13 protein-coding genes and 1 tRNA gene are annotated in these 16,925 nt (G+C 72.5%); 3 read left to right on the forward strand and 11 right to left on the reverse strand.

Annotation, left to right across the window (positions count from 1 at the left end; all coding sequences use genetic code 11):
* Positions 1-159: 159 nt before the first annotated feature.
* The 3 genes from BJY28_RS13565 to BJY28_RS13575 all read left to right on the forward strand — a co-directional run bounded on the left by BJY28_RS13565 (position 160) and on the right by BJY28_RS13575 (position 3,285).
* Positions 160-573, forward strand: coding sequence for a hotdog fold thioesterase (locus tag BJY28_RS13565; protein WP_179463475.1), 414 nt, complete (start codon positions 160-162; stop codon positions 571-573).
* A gap of 139 nt (positions 574-712) precedes the next feature.
* Positions 713-2,359, forward strand: coding sequence for a hypothetical protein (locus BJY28_RS13570; RefSeq protein WP_179463476.1), 1,647 nt, complete (start codon positions 713-715; stop codon positions 2,357-2,359).
* Positions 2,360-2,532: 173 nt separating this feature from the next.
* Positions 2,533-3,285 carry a DUF554 domain-containing protein gene (locus BJY28_RS13575; protein WP_179463477.1) on the forward strand — a complete coding sequence of 251 codons (753 nt, stop codon included), beginning with the start codon at positions 2,533-2,535 and terminating at the stop codon, positions 3,283-3,285.
* A gap of 44 nt (positions 3,286-3,329) precedes the next feature.
* Here the strand turns inward: BJY28_RS13575 and BJY28_RS13580 are convergent, their stop codons facing one another.
* From BJY28_RS13580 to trpC, 11 genes are all read right to left on the reverse strand, one after another.
* Entirely contained in the window at positions 3,330-3,995 is a 666-nt protein-coding gene (locus BJY28_RS13580) for an ANTAR domain-containing response regulator (RefSeq protein WP_179463478.1), read from the reverse strand.
* 27 nt (positions 3,996-4,022) lie between these two features.
* Positions 4,023-4,108, reverse strand: a tRNA-Leu gene (locus BJY28_RS13585).
* A gap of 26 nt (positions 4,109-4,134) precedes the next feature.
* Positions 4,135-5,619, reverse strand: coding sequence for a pyruvate kinase (gene pyk, locus BJY28_RS13590; protein ID WP_179463479.1), 1,485 nt, complete (start codon positions 5,617-5,619; stop codon positions 4,135-4,137).
* 111 nt (positions 5,620-5,730) lie between these two features.
* A complete protein-coding gene (locus tag BJY28_RS13595) occupies positions 5,731-7,188 on the reverse strand; it encodes a glutamate synthase small subunit (RefSeq protein ID WP_179463480.1) in 1,458 nt (485 codons plus the stop codon).
* A complete protein-coding gene (gltB, locus tag BJY28_RS13600) occupies positions 7,181-11,740 on the reverse strand; it encodes a glutamate synthase large subunit (RefSeq protein WP_179463481.1) in 4,560 nt (1,519 codons plus the stop codon). The genes BJY28_RS13595 and gltB overlap by 8 nt, the downstream gene beginning before the upstream one ends.
* A gap of 135 nt (positions 11,741-11,875) precedes the next feature.
* Positions 11,876-12,748 carry a prolipoprotein diacylglyceryl transferase gene (lgt, locus tag BJY28_RS13605; protein ID WP_179463482.1) on the reverse strand — a complete coding sequence of 291 codons (873 nt, stop codon included), beginning with the start codon at positions 12,746-12,748 and terminating at the stop codon, positions 11,876-11,878.
* Complete coding sequence (locus BJY28_RS13610) at positions 12,745-13,533, reverse strand: DsbA family protein (RefSeq protein ID WP_179463483.1); 789 nt, start codon at positions 13,531-13,533, stop codon at positions 12,745-12,747. The genes lgt and BJY28_RS13610 overlap by 4 nt, the downstream gene beginning before the upstream one ends.
* Before the next feature lie 9 nt (positions 13,534-13,542).
* Positions 13,543-14,073, reverse strand: a complete 531-nt coding sequence (locus BJY28_RS13615; protein WP_343037119.1) for a MauE/DoxX family redox-associated membrane protein — start codon at positions 14,071-14,073, stop codon at positions 13,543-13,545.
* Positions 14,070-14,882: a tryptophan synthase subunit alpha gene (trpA, locus tag BJY28_RS13620; protein WP_179463484.1), complete on the reverse strand. Its 813-nt coding sequence runs from the start codon at positions 14,880-14,882 to the stop codon at positions 14,070-14,072. The genes BJY28_RS13615 and trpA overlap by 4 nt, the downstream gene beginning before the upstream one ends.
* Positions 14,879-16,135 (reverse strand): tryptophan synthase subunit beta, encoded by a 1,257-nt coding sequence (gene trpB, locus BJY28_RS13625; RefSeq protein ID WP_179463485.1) that lies wholly within the window; start codon positions 16,133-16,135, stop codon positions 14,879-14,881. The genes trpA and trpB overlap by 4 nt, the downstream gene beginning before the upstream one ends.
* Positions 16,132-16,923, reverse strand: coding sequence for an indole-3-glycerol phosphate synthase TrpC (trpC, locus tag BJY28_RS13630; protein ID WP_179463486.1), 792 nt, complete (start codon positions 16,921-16,923; stop codon positions 16,132-16,134). The genes trpB and trpC overlap by 4 nt, the downstream gene beginning before the upstream one ends.
* Positions 16,924-16,925 lie beyond the last annotated feature (2 nt).

Here is a 16,925-nt window from a genome sequence, read left to right on the forward strand (position 1 = left end):
GCTCCGACAGCGTCAGCGGCCGACGTGGCCGCCGCCCGGTACCGACTGTCACGGCCTCGTGGAGAGCACCGTCGGGAATCGCGCCGAAAGGCCGGACGGGCTGCACTCTGGCCTATGGTTGGCTCCGCAGATCAACCGTGCCCTGTGCGAGGAGAACCGATGACCGACCCGCAGCCAGCTCTGACCCCTGCGCTGGCGCGCCGCGAGGTGGGCGCGCTCGCCGCACGGATGGGCATCGAGGTGGTCGAGGCGTCCCCGGAGCGCGTGGTGGCGACCATGCCGGTCGCCGACAACACGCAGCCCTACGGCCTTCTCCACGGTGGCGCCTCGGTCGTGCTCGCCGAGACCCTCGGCTCGATCGGCTCGGCGCTGCACGCCGGTCAGGGCCGGGTCGCGGTCGGGATCGAGATCAACGCCACGCATCACCGCTCAGCGACCGAGGGCGTGGTCACAGGGGTGGCCACCCCGCTCACCCGGGGGCGCACACTGGCGTCCTACGAGGTGGTCATCACCGACGAGCAGGACCGCCGCGTGTGCACCTCGCGCATCTCCTGCCTGGTGCGCGACGCGTGACTGATCTGTGAGACCGGCACGGCGGTCGAGCCGGCGCCCCGCTCGGCGACCCGACCTGCTGCGCCGGGCGTGGGAGAGCGACCTGGCGCGAACCGCCCGACATCTCCGCTCGTACCCGTCGGGCCCGGGCCTGGGCCTGGTGCTGCAGCTCGCGTGCCTGCTGGGTCCCGGATGGGCCTTCGTCAAGGCCGTGCGGATCGACTGGACACCCGAGGGCGACGACGCGATGATCGCCCTCCGCGCGATGGACGTCTTCTCCACCTCCCCTCCGGTCATGGGTCAGCGCTCGACCAGCGGGATGAACGACCCGAGCCTGGCCTCCCACCACCTCGGCCCTCTGGAGTACTACCTGTTGGCGCCGCTGGGTGAGCTCTTCGGCTGGGCACCCTGGAGCATCGCACTGACCATGTGCTTGCTGGCCGCCGCCTGCTCGCTCATCACCGTGCGTGGCGCGCTGCACCTCGGTGGTCCCGTGGCCGCATGCGGCGCCCTCGGGACGGTCCTGCTGACCCAGTGGGCTATCGGCGTGGAGGGGATGTTCCGACCCTTCAACCCCTACCCCGCTCTGCTCGCCCTGCTCGCCGTCATGGTGCTCGCCTGGGCCCTGCTCGTCGGACGCTGGTGGGCGGCGCCGCCTTTCGTCGTGCTCGTGTCCCTCGTGGCCCAGGCGAACCTCGCCTATGCCCCGATCGCCGTGGGCCTCGGCCTCGGTACGCTGCTGCTCGCCGGGGTCTCGGCGAGGCGCGGTCGATGGGTCTACGAGGGCCGAGAGCGAGGACCGTACCGGCAGCGCAATCGCAAGCCGCCTCGGGACCACGTCGGTGACCACAGCCTGCTCGGACGCATGCCTCGTCCGCTCGTCTGGGCCACGGTCCTGCTGATCCTCTGCTGGCTCCCCTCCACGGTCGAGCTGTTCCTGTACGAGCCGAACAACGCCACCCAGCTCTACCGCTACGCGACCGCCCCGGATGACCCGCGGCGCGGCCTCAACGTCGAGGGGATGCTCCACCTCCTGGAGATCTTCGCCCCGGGGCCCGGCGGCTTCGGCCAGCTCACCCCGGACCTGACACTCCAGAGGAACCCGGCGATGATGCTGGTCGGCGTCCTGGTCATCCTGCTCGGGGTGCTCGGCTGCTCTCGGGTCGGGCTCCGTCCCGGACGCAGCAACGCGGTGCTGCCCTGCCGGGTGGCTACCGCTGGACTGCTGGGCGGCGCAGTCAGCGCCGCGCTGCTGCCGACCGGCCTGATCGCCCCCTACTATGTGGCGCTCCACCTGCCTCTGGCGACCTTCACCTGGTTCGCGGTGCTGTGGCGGATGTACGCCGCGATGCCCGGCGCGCGCAATCGACCCACGACAAGGGTGCGCCACGCATTGACGGTGGCAGCAGCAGCCGCCGCCGGCCTCGCAACCGTGACCGCCAGACCCATCGACGTCACCCCGCTGCTGGATGCCGGCCGAGTCGTCGCTGGTGCCGACGAGGTGGTGTCCAAGACCGGGGAACCCGACGCCCTGATCATCCGCGGCGAGGGAGGGGCGATCGTCGCCTTGAGCTACACCAGTGCGGTGGCGTTCGATCAGCACAGACAAGGTCGCACGATCTACGACCAGGGCGCGTGGCCCTTCCCAGAGGACTTCGACGAGCGGCGGATCGACGATGCTCCATCGGGAGGCTACGAGCTCTACATCAGCGACGAGGCCTGGGCGCGCCCGGCCGAGCTTCAGCAGTGGTCGGTACCGACCAAGACACCCGAACCAGGCAATATCTACCTGACCGCCGATCCCTGACCTCACGGCTCGCACAGGTACGGCTCTCAGGACTGGTCCATCGCGGTGACGACGGACCGAGGACTCCCGCCGGATCATCGCCACCGAGCACCCGACGGCTCTGGCGAGCTGCTCGTCTATCGTGTCCCGGGCGGCTGAGGGGCCGGCCCGAGGACTGAGACGCAGGGGGGCGCATGGACGTGGTCGGCGCCGGCACCCTGCTCAACACCGCGACGATCGTCCTCGGCGCGCTGCTCGGGCTGCTCGTCGGCGGCCGGCTGCCCGAGCGCACCCGGCGGGTGGTCACCGACGCTCTGGGCCTGGTCGTGATCCTGGTCGCCGCGCTCTCCGCGGCCGAGGTGGTCTCGCCGGTGGTCACCGACGCGCTGGGCACCAGCGCCCCGGTGCTCATCGTCATGGGCTCGCTCCTGGTCGGCGCGCTCGTCGGCACCGCCCTGGGCATCGAGTCCCGGCTGGCCGCGCTGGCCGGCGTGGTGCAGCGCCGGGTCGGCCGGGAGGGTAGGTCGCACGCCTCGCGCGAACGCTTCATCGAGGGCTGGCTGACCGCGACGCTGCTCTTCTGCACCGGTCCGCTGACCGTGCTCGGCAGCCTGGACGACGGCCTCGGGCGCGGCATCGACAAGCTGGCGCTGAAGTCGGTGATGGACGGCTTCGCCGCGCTGGCCTTCGCCTCCACCTTCGGGATCGGGGTGCTCTTCTCCGCGGTGAGCGTGCTCGTCGTGCAGGGCACGATCACCGTGCTCGGGCTGCTGCTCGGCGAGATCCTGCCCGAGGTGCACGTGCTCATGCTCAGCGCGACCGGCGGTCTCGTGCTCGTCGGGATCGCGCTGCGCCTGATGCAGATCCGCGACGTCGCCGTCGGCGACCTGCTGCCGGCGCTGGTCGTGGCGCCGCTGCTCACCCAGCTGGTGCTCACCCTGGGGTAGCGCCAGGGCTCCCTGGACCGGCGCTCAGGATCCGGCGCGCAGGCTCAGGCCTTGTCCATCCCCGCGACGACGGCGTCGGAGACCTCGCGCATGCCCATCCGGCGGTCCATCGCCGTCTTCTGGATCCACCGGAATGCCTCGGCCTCGCTGATCTTCAGCTTCTTCATGAGCACGCCCTTGGCCCGCTCCACCGCCTTGCGCGTCTCCAGGCGCTCGCCGAGGTCGGCGACCTCTGACTCCAGCGCCTTGAGCTCGGCCCAGCGGGACCGGGCCACCTCGATCGCCGGGGTGACGTCGCCGGCGGTGAAGGGCTTGACGACGTAGGCCATCACCCCGGCGTCACGGGCCCGCTCGACGAGCTCCTTCTGGCTGAAGGCGGTGAGCATGACCACCGGGCAGATCCGCTTCTCGCCGATCGCCTCGGCCGCGCTCAGCCCGTCCATCACCGGCATCTTGATGTCCAGGATCGCCAGGTCGGGTTGCAGCGACTCGGCCAGGGCCACCGCCTGCTCACCGTCGGAGGCCTGGCCCACGACCTCGTAGCCGGCGTCGCCGAGCATCTCGGCGAGGTCGAGCCGGATGATCGCCTCGTCCTCGGCCAGCAGCACCCGCAGCGGCGCGCCGCCGTCCGGCCCCTCGGCCTGCTGCGGCGCACCGCTCTCGACGGTGCTGCCCTCGACGGTGCTCTCGTCGGCCGTGCTGTCGTCCATGGTGCTCCTCGTCGTCATCGAGCTGGCTGGTGCCGAGAGCGGGACTCGAACCCGCACGCCCTCGCGGGCAGAGCATTTTGAGTGCCCCGTGTCTGCCGTTCCACCACCTCGGCCGGCCGGGCCATCCTACGTGCCCGGCTCACATCGCCATGCCGCTGCCGGTGGCATCGGTGGTGTCCTCGTCGCCGTGGTACGCGGCAGCCACCTTGTCCCGGGCGTCACCGATCCGGTGCACCCGCAGGGCGTTCGTCGAGCCGGGGATGCCCGGCGGCGACCCGGCCACGATGACGACGAGGTCGCCCTCGACGCACCAGCCGAGGTCGAGCAGCGTCTGGTCGACCATCATCGCGTACTGGTCGGTGTGCGTGACCGGCCCGGTGAGGAAGGTCTGCATGCCCCACACCAGGGAGAGCTGGCTGCGGGTGTCCTGCACGGGGGAGAAGGCGAGCATCGGCAGCCCGGAGCGGACCTGGGCCAGCCGGCGGGCGGCCCCGCCGAGCTGGGTGAAGGCGACGAGGTACTTCACCCCGAGCGACTCCCCGACCTCGGCGGCGGCCGCGGTGACCACCCCGCCCTGCGTGCTGGGCCCGCCGGGCAGCGCCCCGATGCGGTGCAGCCCCTCGTCCTCGGTCTTGGCGATGATCCGGGACATCGTCTTGACCGCCTCGATCGGGAAGCGGCCGGCGGCGGTCTCCCCGGAGAGCATCAGCGCGTCGGCGCCGTCGAGCACGGCGTTGGCGGCGTCGGAGGCCTCGGCGCGGGTGGGGCGGGAGTTCTCCATCATCGACTCGAGCACCTGGGTGGCGACGATGACCGGCTTGGCCCGGGCGCGGGCGAGCTCGACCGCCCGCTTCTGCACCAGCGGCACCTCCTCCAGCGGCATCTCCACGCCGAGGTCGCCGCGGGCGACCATGATCCCGTCGAAGGCGTCGACGACGGCCTCGAGGTTGTCCACCGCCTGCGGCTTCTCGACCTTCGCGATGACCGGCAGGCGCACCCCCACCTCGTCCATGATGGCGTGCACCGGGCGGATGTCCTCGGGCGAGCGGACGAAGCTCAGCGCGATGTAGTCGGCCCGCAGCCGCAGCGCCCAGCGCAGGTCGTCCTCGTCCTTCTCGGACAGGGCCGGCACGCTGACCGCGACACCGGGGAGGTTGATCCCCTTCTTGTCCGAGACCGGTCCGCCGTAGACGACGACGCAGCGCACCTCGGTCTCGTCGACGTCGTGCACGCTGAGCGTGATCTTGCCGTCGTCGATGAGCACCCGGTCGCCCGGGCTGACGTCCCCGGGCAGGCCCTTGTAGGTGGTGCCGACGATGGTGGCGTCGCCCTCGACCTCGCGGGTGGTGATGGTGAAGCGGTCCCCGGCGGAGAGCACGATCGGCCCGTCGGCGAAGGTGCCGATCCGGATCTTCGGGCCCTGCAGGTCGACCAGCACACCGACCGCGTGGCCGCTCTCGTCGGAGGCGGCCCGGACCTGCGCGTAGTTCTGCTCGTGGAAGGCGTGGTCGCCGTGGGAGAGGTTGAGCCGCGCCACGTCCATGCCCGCGGCGACCAGCTCGCGGATGCGCTGGGGGGAGGAGGTGGCGGGGCCGAGGGTGCTGACGATCTTCGCTCGACGCATGCCCCCAGCCTAGTGGGACGGATCACGTCGGCGCGCACCGGGGCGCGACCGGACGGGCGGACCCGGGCACACTGCCGTGCCCGGATCCGCCCGCCGTTCAGGTCGTCCCGGTCAGACGGTCAGCGGCCGGTCGGTGGGGTTGACCGGGCGAGGCAGCGTGGAGCTGCCCATGAGGTAGGCGTCGACGCCCTGGGCGGCGGCGCGGCCCTCGGCGATGGCCCAGACGATGAGCGACTGCCCGCGGCCGGCGTCACCGGCCGCGAAGACGCCCGGCACGCTGGTCATGTAGCTGGTGTCGCGGACGATGTTGGAGCGCTCGTCGGTCTCCAGGCCGAGCTGCTCGACGACGCCCTCGCGCTGCGGGCCGAGGAAGCCCATGGCCAGCAGCACCAGCTGCGCCGGGAGCACCTTCTCGGTGCCCTCGACCGGCTGGAAGCCGCTGTCGGTGCGCTCGACGTCGCAGACCTTGAGGCCGGAGACCCGGCCCTGCTCGTCCCCGACGGCCTCCAGCGTGCTGATCGCGTAGAGCCGCTCGCCGCCCTCCTCGTGCGCGGAGGCCACCCGGAAGATCATCGGGTAGGTCGGCCAGGGCTGGCTGCCCGGACGGTCCTCGCCGGGCTGCGGCATGATCTCCAGGCTGGTGACCGACCGGGCGCCCTGGCGGATCGAGGTGCCGAGGCAGTCGGCGCCGGTGTCGCCGCCGCCGATGATGATGACGTCCTTGCCCTCCGCGGTGACCTGGCCCTCGACCTCCTCCCCGAGGCTGACCCGGTTCGCCGGGGGCAGGAAGTCCATCGCCTGCACGATGCCGTCCAGCTCGCGGCCCGGGACCGGCAGGTCGCGGGGCACGGTGGCCCCGGTGGCCAGCACCACGGCGTCGTAGCGGTCCCGCAGCTGCGGCCCGGTGACCTCGCCGCCGACGTCACGGCCGCAGCGGAAGCGGGTGCCCTCGGCCTTCATCTGCTGCAGCCGGCGGTCCAGGATGCGCTTCTCCATCTTGAACTCCGGGATGCCGTAGCGCAGCAGCCCGCCGGGCTTGTCGTCGCGCTCGTAGACCGCCACGGTGTGCCCGGCGCGGGTGAGCTGCTGGGCCACGGCCAGCCCGGCCGGGCCGGAGCCGACGACGGCCACGGTCTTGCCGGTGAGCCGGTCCGGGATCTGCGGCGGGACGTCGCCGCGGCCGAAGGCCTCCTCGATGGTGGTCACCTCGACCTGCTTGATCGTCACCGCGGGCTGGTTGATGCCCAGCACGCAGGCGGTCTCGCACGGTGCCGGGCACAGTCGGCCGGTGAACTCGGGGAAGTTGTTCGTCGCGTGCAGCCGCTCGATGGCGTCGTGCCACTCCCCCCGGCGAGCCAGGTCGTTCCACTCCGGGATGAGGTTGCCCAGCGGGCAGCCGTTGTGGCAGAAGGGGATGCCGCAGTCCATGCAGCGGCCGGCCTGGCGCTGCAGCTGGGCCAGCTCCTGCTCCTCGTAGACCTCCTTCCAGTCCTTGATCCGCACGTCGACGGGTCGCCGGGCCGGGAGCTCGCGCTCACGGGTGGTCAAGAAGCCACGGGGGTCAGCCACGGGATGCCTCCATGATCCGGTCCCAGACGTCCGGCCCGTCGAGGTCGAGGCCCTGGGCCTCGGCGTCGGACCGCACGTCGAGGACGCGCTGGTAGTCGCGGGGCAGGACGAGCCGGAAGCGGGAGAGCCCCGCCTCGCCCTCGGCGAGCACCTGCTCGGCGACCGCCGAGCCGGTGAGCTCCTGGTGGCGCACGAGCAGCTCGCGCACCGTGGTGAGGTCGTCCGGCCGCAGGTCGAGCACGTCGACGAGCTCGCGGTTGACCAGGTCCTCGTCGAGGTCGAGGACGAAGGCGTTGCCGCCGCTCATCCCGGCCCCGAAGTTGCGGCCGGTGGGCCCGAGCACGAGCACGGTCCCGCCGGTCATGTACTCGCAGCCGTGGTCACCGACCCCTTCGACCACCGCGGTGGCCCCGGAGTTGCGCACGCAGAAGCGCTCGCCGACCCGGCCGCGGAGGAAGATCTCGCCGGAGGTGGCGCCGTAGCCGATGACGTTGCCGGCGATGACGTTGTCCTCGGCGACCAGCGCCGAGCCCTCCGGCGGGCGGACGATCACCCGGCCCCCGGAGAGGCCCTTGCCGACGTAGTCGTTGGCGTCGCCGTGCAGGCGCAGGGTGATCCCGGCCGGCAGGAAGGCCCCGATCGACTGCCCGGCCGAGCCGGTGAGGGTGATGTCGATGGCTCCGTCCGGCAGCCCCTCGGGGTAGCGCTTGGTCACCTCGTGGCCGAGCATCGTGCCGACGGTCCGGTTGACGTTGCGCACGTCCACCTCGCCGCGGCTGGGCGCCCCGTCGTCCAGGGCCGGCGCGGCGATCTCGATGAGCCGGTGGTCCAGGGCGTGCTCCAGCCCGTGGTCCTGGGCCTTGCTGTGCCGGATGCCGGAGCCGTCGAAGGAGCTGACCTGGGTGAAGATCGGCTCCAGGTCCAGCCCGGCCGCCTTCCAGTGCTCCACCGCGCGGCGGGTGTCCAGCAGGTCCACCCGGCCGATCGCCTCGTCCAGGCTGCGCATGCCCAGCGACGCGAGGATCTCCCGGACCTCCTCGGCGATGTACTCGAAGAAGGTCTCGACGAACTCCGGCTTGCCGGAGTAGCGGGCGCGCAGCTCCGGGTTCTGGGTGGCGATCCCGACCGGGCAGGTGTCCAGGTGGCAGACCCGCATCATGATGCAGCCGCTGACCACCAGCGGGGCGGTGGCGAAGCCGAACTCCTCGGCCCCGAGCAGCGCACCGATGATGACGTCCCGACCGGTCTTGATCTGCCCGTCGACCTGCACGACGATCCGGTCGCGCAGCCCGTTGAGCACCAGCGTCTGCTGGGTCTCGGCCAGGCCGAGCTCCCACGGGCCGCCGGCGTGCTTGAGCGAGGTCAGCGGCGAGGCGCCGGTGCCGCCGTCGTGCCCGGAGATGAGCACCACGTCGGCGTGCGCCTTGCTCACCCCGGCAGCGACCGTGCCCACGCCGACCTCGGCGACCAGCTTGACGTGCACCCGGGAGTCCGGGTTGGCGTTCTTGAGGTCGTGGATGAGCTGGGCGAGATCCTCGATCGAGTAGATGTCGTGGTGCGGCGGCGGGCTGATCAGGCCCACGCCCGGCGTGCTGTGCCGGGTCTTGGCCACCCACGGGTACACCTTCGGGCCGGGCAGCTGCCCGCCCTCGCCGGGCTTGGCGCCCTGAGCCATCTTGATCTGGATGTCGTCGGCGTTGGTGAGGTAGGCCGAGGTGACGCCGAAGCGGCCCGAGGCGACCTGCTTGATGGAGCTGCGGCGCTCGGGGTCCATGAGCCGCTCGAGGTCCTCGCCGCCCTCACCGGTGTTGGAGCGGGCCCCGAGGTGGTTCATCGCCACCGCCAGGGTCTCGTGCGCCTCCCGGCTGATCGAGCCGTAGCTCATCGCGCCGGTGGAGAAGCGCTTGACGATCTCGCTGACCGGCTCGACCTCGGAGACGTCGATCGGCTCGCGGGCCTGGTCACCGCCGAGGGACATCAGCCCGCGCAGCGTCATCAGCCGCTCGGCCTGGTCGTCCACCCGCTGGGTGTACTCCTTGAAGATGTCGTAGCGGCGGCTGCGGGTGGAGTGCTGCAGCCGGAAGACGGTGTCCGGGTCGAAGAGGTGCGGCTCGCCCTCGCGGCGCCACTTGTACTCCCCGCCGACGACCAGCTTGCGGTGCGGCGGGCGCATCCCGTCCAGCGGGTAGGCGCTGGCGTGCCGGGCGGCGGTCTCGGCGGCGATGACGTCGAGGCCGACCCCGCCGAGCTGGCTCACCGTGCCGGTGAAGAACTCGTCGACGAGCTCCTGGGAGAGGCCGATCGCCTCGAAGACCTGGGCGCCGCGGTAGGAGGCGACCGTGGAGATGCCCATCTTGGACATCACCTTCAGCACGCCCTTGCCGAGCGCCTTGATGAGGTTGCGGACCGCCTGCTCCTCGTCGACCCCGGTGATCCGGCCGCGCCGGACGAGGTCCTCGACCGATTCCATCGCCAGGTAAGGGTTGATCGCGGCGGCGCCGTAACCGATGAGCAGCGCGGCGTGGTGCACCTCGCGGACGTCGCCGGTCTCGACGAGCAGCCCCACCTGGGTGCGCGTCTTCTCCCGGATGAGGTGGTGGTGCACCGCCGAGGTGAGCAGCAGCGACGGGATCGGGGCGTCGTCGCGCCCGGAGTCGCGGTCGGAGAGCACGATGAAGTGGGCACCGTCGGCGATCGCCGCGGACACCTCGGTGAAGATCTCCTCCAGCCGGGCGCGCAGCGCGTCGGCGCCGCCGGTGACGTCGTAGAGGCCGCGCACGACGTGCGCCTCGCTGCCGGGCCGGTTCCGGTCGGCGTCGATGTGCACGATCTTCGCCAGGTCGTCGTTGTCGATGACCGGGAAGGGCAAGATGACCTGCCGGGCGTGCGCCGGGTCGGCGTCCAGGACGTTGCCCTCGGGACCGATGGCGGTGCCCAGCGCGGTCACCAGCTCCTCGCGGATGGCGTCCAGCGGCGGGTTGGTGACCTGGGCGAAGTGCTGGGTGAAGTAGTCGAAGATCAGCCGCGGCTTCTCCGAGAGCACGGCGATCGGGGTGTCGGTGCCCATCGAGCCCAGCGCCTCGGCGCCGTTGAGCGCCATCGGCGTGAGCAGGATGTTCAGCTCCTCCTCGGTGTAGCCGAAGGTCTGCTGGCGCCGGGCCACCGAGGCCGGGGTGTGCATCACGTGCTCGCGCGGCGGCAGGTCGTCGAGGAAGATCCGCCCCTCGTCCAGCCACTGCCCGTAGGGGTGCTCGGCGGCCAGGTCGCCCTTGATCTCGTCGTCGCCGACCAGGCGGCCCTGCTCGGTGTCGACGAGGAACATCCGGCCCGGGTCGAGACGACCCTTCTCGACGACGTTCTCCGGAGCCAGGTCGTCACCGAGCACACCGGACTCCGAGGCGAGCACGACGAGCCCGTCGTCGGTGACCCAGTAGCGGCCGGGGCGCAGCCCGTTGCGGTCGAGCACGGCGCCGACGACGGTGCCGTCGGTGAAGGTGACGCAGGCCGGGCCGTCCCAGGGCTCCATGAACATCGAGTGGAACTCGTAGAAGTCCTTGCGGGCCTGGTCCATGGTGGCGTGGTTCTCCCACGCCTCCGGGATCATCATGAGCACCGCGTGCGGCAGCGAGCGGCCGGAGAGGTGCAGCAGCTCGAGCACCTCGTCGAAGGAGGCCGAGTCGGAGGCGTCCGGGGCGCAGATCGGCTGCACCCGGGCGAGGTCGCCGGGGATGAGGTCGCTGTGCAGCTGCGACTCGCGGGCCCGCATCCAGTTCCGGTTGCCCTTGACGGTGTTGATCTCGCCGTTGTGCGCGATGTAGCGCATCGGGTGCGCCAGCGGCCAGCTCGGGAAGGTGTTGGTGGAGAAGCGGCTGTGCACGATCGCCATCTCGGTGGCGAAGCGCTCGTCGGTCAGGTCCGGGTAGAAGGGCTCGAGCTGGGCGGTGGTCAGCATGCCCTTGTAGGCCATGGTCCGCGAGGACAGCGAGGCGAAGTAGACGTCGGCCTCGCGCTCGGCGCGCTTGCGCACGACGAACGCCAGTCGCTCCAGGGTCAGGCCGGAGATCTCCCCGCCGGGGGCGGCGACGAAGAGCTGCCAGAAGTACGGCATGCAGTCCTGGGCCATCTGGCCGACGAGGTCGCGCTGCACCGGCACCTCGCGCCAGCCGAGGACCCGCAGGCCCTCCTCGACGACGATCTCCTCGATCCGGGCGACGACCGCGGCGCGCTCGTCGTCCTCGCGGGGGACGAAGGCGGTGCCGACGGCGTAGTGCCCGGACTCGGGCAGCTCGAAGTCGACGACCTCGCGCAGGAAGGCGTCCGGCACCTGGGTGAGGATGCCGGCGCCGTCACCGACCAGCGGGTCGGCGCCGGTGGCACCGCGGTGGTCGAGGTTGGTCAGGGCCAGCAGGGCGTGGTCGACGATGTCGTGGCCGGCCTGCCCGCGCATGGTGGCGACCATGGCGACGCCGCAGGCGTCGTGCTCCTGGTCGCGGCGGTAGAGGCCGACGTCGTCCGGCAGGGCGGACCAGCGCTGGAAGGGCGTAGCGGTCACGACGTCACCGTCCTGTCTGTCGAGGGGCGCGTCCCGCTGACCATGGGAGGTCGCGGCGGCAGGACGAGCCGTGGGGCTGGGGCTGCTGTCGCGGACGGCGTCGGCCGCGTCCGGGGAGTGTATCAGCGTGTCGTCTTACGTAATGAGAGCGCGCGTCTCATCATCTGAGATGCCGCCGGTGCCGCGCCCGGTCCGGCTCGCGCGCTCCCGCCGCCCGGCCCAGCGGTAGACCGCCACCCCGAGGAGGAAGACCACGAGGCAGGTCCAGACGTTGACCCGCAGCCCGAGGATGGTGTTCGCCGGGTCGCTGCGCATCAGCTCGACGACCACCCGGCCCAGCGGGTAGCCGGCCAGGTAGAGCCCGGCCACCTGTCCCGGGGCGAGCGGCCGGGTGCGGTCGAGCACGAGGATGACGATCGCCAGCGCGAGCAGGAAGAGCGACTCGTAGAGGAAGGTCGGGTGGTAGGTGCCCTGCACCACCGCGCTGCCGTCGGCCGCGCGCACCGCCTCCCCCGCCGCGGCGTCCCAGCGGTGGATCTCCAGGCCCCACGGCAGGTCGGTGGCCCGGCCGTAGATCTCGTTGTTGAACCAGTTGCCCCATCGGCCGATCGCCTGGGCGACGAGGATCCCGGGGGCGGCGGCGTCGGCGAAGGTGAGGAAGGAGATCTCGTAGCGGCGGCAGGCGATCCAGGCACCGACGGCGCCGACGGCGACCGCGCCCCAGATGCCCAGGCCCCCTTCCCAGATCTTCAGCGCGTCGACCGGGTCGCCGCCCTCGCCGAAGTACGGCTGCGGGGTAGTGATGACGTGGTAGATCCGGCCGCCGACGATGCCGAAGGGGACCGCCCAGGCGGCGATGTCGAGGATGCCGCCCTCGGGGCCGCCGCGCTCGTCGAGGCGGCGCTGCCCCATCCACACGGCGACGACGATGCCGAGCAGGATGCACAGGGCGTAGGCGTGGACCGGTCCGATGGTGGCGTCGGTCGGGCTGGGGATCGCGGCGGTCACTCGGTGGCGACCTTGTCCTCGGGCACCTCACCGCTGCTGAGCACCTCGGCCAGCGCGTCCGGGTCCGGCTGGCCGGAGCCGTCGGCGAAGGAGCCCCAGCTGACCTCGGTGCCGTCGACGACCAGCGCCGGGGTGCCCGTGAAGCCGGCCTCCGAGCTGGCCTCCTCGACGCTGCGCACGTACTCCAGGTAGCGGTTCTCCTCGGTGCAGGTGGTGAACTCCTCGAGCTCCTCGCCGCTCAGGCCGGCCGCCTCGGCGGCCTCCGGGTAGGTCGACTCCGGGAAGCCGTCGGAGGTCTCCTCCGCGGGCTGCCGGGCGAAGAGCTCGGTGTGGTACTCGCTCCACGCGCCCTGGTCGGCGGCGCACAGGGCCGAGCTGCCGGCGATCGCCGAGCTCTCCCCGCCGGTGATGCTGTCGATGACCGTCTTCAGGTGCACGTTGAGGCGGATCTGCCCGTCGGCGGCCAGCTCGTCGATGGTCTCCCCGAAGGCCTCCTCGAAGGTCTTGCACACCGGGCAGCGGAAGTCCTCGTAGACGTCCACGGTCGGTGCTCCCTCGACGAGCTCGACGTCCGGGTAGGGGTTGTACGGCTCGCCGTCGGTCACGCCCTGGGGCGTCGCGTCCCCGCCCTCGGTGCCACGGGTGGCGCTCCAGATGACCCCGCCGACGACGAGCGCGATGATGAGCACGACGACGACACCGGCGACGATGATCGGGTTCGCGCGGCCCGACGAGCCGTTGCCGGCGGCCTGGATCTTGGCCCGGCGGTCCTGAGGCGTGGACATGGGTCTCCTTCAGCGTCCGAGGAGGGCGCGGTCGAGGCTGAGCACGGTGCGCGGGCGCCAGACGAGCCAGCCGGCCGCCAGGGCCAGCGCGACGTCGCGGGCGATCTCCCGACCGTAACGGGTCTGGGACTCGGCCACCTGGCCGCCTCCGCCGAAGCAGCCGCAGTCGATGGTGAGCCCACGGGCCCACGCCTGGGCGATGCCGACGACGAAGGCGAGCATGAGCAGCCCGCCGACGAGGGCGGCGGCGCGGGTGAAGAGCCCGAGGACGAGCAGCAGACCGACCGCGACCTCGACCCAGGGCAGGGCGTAGCCGACCCAGCGGGCGACCTCGAAGGGGAGCACGTCGTAGCCCTGGACCGCCCGGGCGGCACCGAGCGGGTTGCCGACCTTGAGCGCGCCGGCGACGAGCAGCACCCCGCCGAGGGCCAGCCGGGCGACCAGCCCGACCACCTCGCCGATCCGTCCGCTGGACCGGCCGGTGGAGGTCTCGGTGGCCGGTGCGTCGGGCGTGGCCGGGGTGGCCGGCGGGCCGGTCACCGTCCCTCGCGGACGCCGGCCGCCAGCTCCCGGGTGAGGGCGCCGAGGGCGGCCAGACCCTCCTCGGGCTCGCGGTCGAGCAGCTGGGCGACCAGCGCCGAGCCGACGATGACCGCGTCGGCGAAGCCAGCGACCTGGGCGGCCTGGGCGCGGTCGCTGACCCCGAGGCCCACACCGACCGGCAGGTCGGTGACCGCCCGCACCCGCTCGACCAGGGCCGGCGCCTCGGCGCCGACCGCGCCGCGGGCGCCGGTGACGCCCATCACCGCGGTGGCGTAGACGAAGCCGCGGCTGGCGGCGGTGACCGTGGCCAGCCGCTCCGGGGTGGAGCTCGGCGCGACGAGGAAGACCCGGTCCAGGCCGTGCTCGTCGCTGGCCGCGATCCACTCGCCCGCCTCCTCCGGGACGAGGTCGGGGGTGATCATGCCGGCGCCGCCGGCGGCGGCCAGGTCGGCGGCGTAGCGGGCCACGCCCCGGCGCAGCACGAGGTTCCAGTAGGTCATGACGACCGGGGTGGCGCCGCCCTCGCTGGCCGCGGCGACCGCCGCGAAGACGTCGTCGACGGTCACCCCCTTCGCCAGCGCCTCGGTGGCCGCGCGCTGGATCACCGGACCGTCCATGACCGGGTCGGAGTAGGGCATGCCGACCTCGACGATGTCGGCGCCGTTCTCGCCGAGGACAGCCATCGCCCGCAGCGAGGTGGGCACGTCCGGGTAGCCGACCGGCAGGTAGGCGACCAGCGCGGCCCGCCCCTCCTCGCGGCAGGCCGCGAGCACCGGACCGGTGCCGGTGGCCGTGGTGGCGCTCATCGGGCGTTGCCCTCCTCGTCGACGTAGCCGAACCACTCGGCCGCGGTGTGCATGTCCTTGTCCCCGCGCCCCGAGAGGTTGACCAGGATCAGCCCGTCCGGCCCGAGCTCGCGGCCCAGGTCGAGGGTGGCCGCCAGCGCGTGCGCCGACTCCAGCGCCGGGATGATCCCCTCGGTGCGGCAGAGCAGCCGGAAGGCGTCCATCACCTGCTCGTCGGTGGCGTAGCGGTACTCGGCCCGACCGGTGTCGCGCAGGTGGGCGTGCTCCGGACCGACGCTGGGGTAGTCCAGGCCCGCCGAGACCGAGTGCGTCTCCAGGGTCTGGCCCCACCGGTCCTGCATGAGGTAGCTCATCGCGCCGTGCAGCACGCCGGGCTCGGCGGTAGCCATCCGGGCCGCGTGCCGCCCGGTCTCCACCCCGTCGCCGCCGGCCTCGACACCGATGAGCCGGACCCCGTCGTCGGGCACGAAGCGGTGGAAGATGCCCATCGCGTTGGAGCCGCCGCCGACGCAGGCGACGACCGCGTCCGGCAGGCGCCCGGCCAGCTCGAGGACCTGCTCGCGGGCCTCCTCACCGATGATCTGGTGGAAGTCGCGGACCATCTCCGGGAAGGGGTGCGGCCCGGTGACCGTGCCCAGGCAGTAGTGGGTGTGCCCGACGTTGGTGACCCAGTCGCGCATCGCCTCGTTGATGGCGTCCTTGAGGGTGGCGCTGCCGTGCTCGACCGGGATCACCTCGGCGCCGAGGATGCGCATGCGGGCGACGTTGAGGGCCTGCCGCTCGGTGTCCACCCGCCCCATGTAGACGGTGCACTCCAGGCCCATCAGCGCGGCCGCGGTGGCGGTGGCCACCCCGTGCTGGCCGGCGCCGGTCTCGGCGATCATCCGCCGCTTGCCCATCCGCACGGTCAGCAGCGCCTGGGCGAGCACGTTGTTGATCTTGTGGCTGCCGGTGTGGTTGAGGTCCTCGCGCTTGAGGACGACCCGGGCGCCGCCGGCGTGCGCGGCGAAGCGGGGCACCTCGGTGAGGATGCTCGGCCGACCGGTGTAGGTGCGGTGCAGCCGGGCGAGCTCGTCGGTGAAGTCGGGGTCGAGCTGGGCCTTCTGCCGGGCCTCGTCGAGCTCCTCCAGGGCCGGCACGAGGGCCTCGGGCACGTACCGGCCGCCGTAGGCGCCGAAGCGTCCCGGGACCGGCGGGGCGGGGACGGGCTGCTCGGGAGTCGGCTGCTCGGAGGTGGGCCGCTCGGCGGTCATCGGGCCACCCCCGCGCTGCGCATCGCGTCCACCGCGGCGCTCGGGTCGCCGCCGGTGACCAGGGCCTCGCCGACGAGCACGGCATCGGCACCCGCCCGGGCCAGCATGGCGGCGTCCTCGTGGTCGCGGATGCCGGACTCGGCCACCCGCACGCAGGTCTCCGGGACCAGCGGTGCCAGCCGGGAGAAGGTCTCCGGGTCGACGTCCAGGGTCTTGAGGTTGCGGTTGTTCACGCCGATGACCGAGGCGCCCAGGTCGACCGCCCGGGTGGTCTCGACCTCGTCGTGCACCTCGACGAGCGCGGTCATGCCGAGCTGGCGGGTCAGCGCCATGAGCTCGCGGAGCGCGACGTCGTCGAGCGCGGCGACGATGAGCAGGATGATGTCGGCGCCGTGCGCCCGGGCCTCCCACACCTGGTAGGGGGTGACGACGAAGTCCTTGCGCAGCACCGGCAGGTCGATGGCGGCCCGGACCGCGTCGAGGTCGGCCAGGCTGCCGCCGAAGCGCCGGGCCTCGGTGAGCACCGAGACGGCGCTGGCGCCGCCGGCGGCGTAGCGGGTGGCCAGCTCGGCCGGGTCGGGGATGTCGGCGAGCGCGCCCTTGCTCGGGCTGGAGCGCTTCACCTCGGCGATGACGGACAGGCCGGGGGCACGCAGCGCCCCTTCGCCGTCACGGGCCGCGGGCTGGGCCTCGGCGAGCCGCTGCAGCTGCTCGAGGGGGGTGTCCTGCTGCCGCGTGGACAGGTCGTCCCGGACACCGTCGATGATCTGGTCGAGGACGCTCGGCATGC

The sequence above is a fragment of the Janibacter alkaliphilus genome, from assembly GCF_013408565.1.
GTDB lineage: Bacteria > Actinomycetota > Actinomycetes > Actinomycetales > Dermatophilaceae > Janibacter > Janibacter alkaliphilus.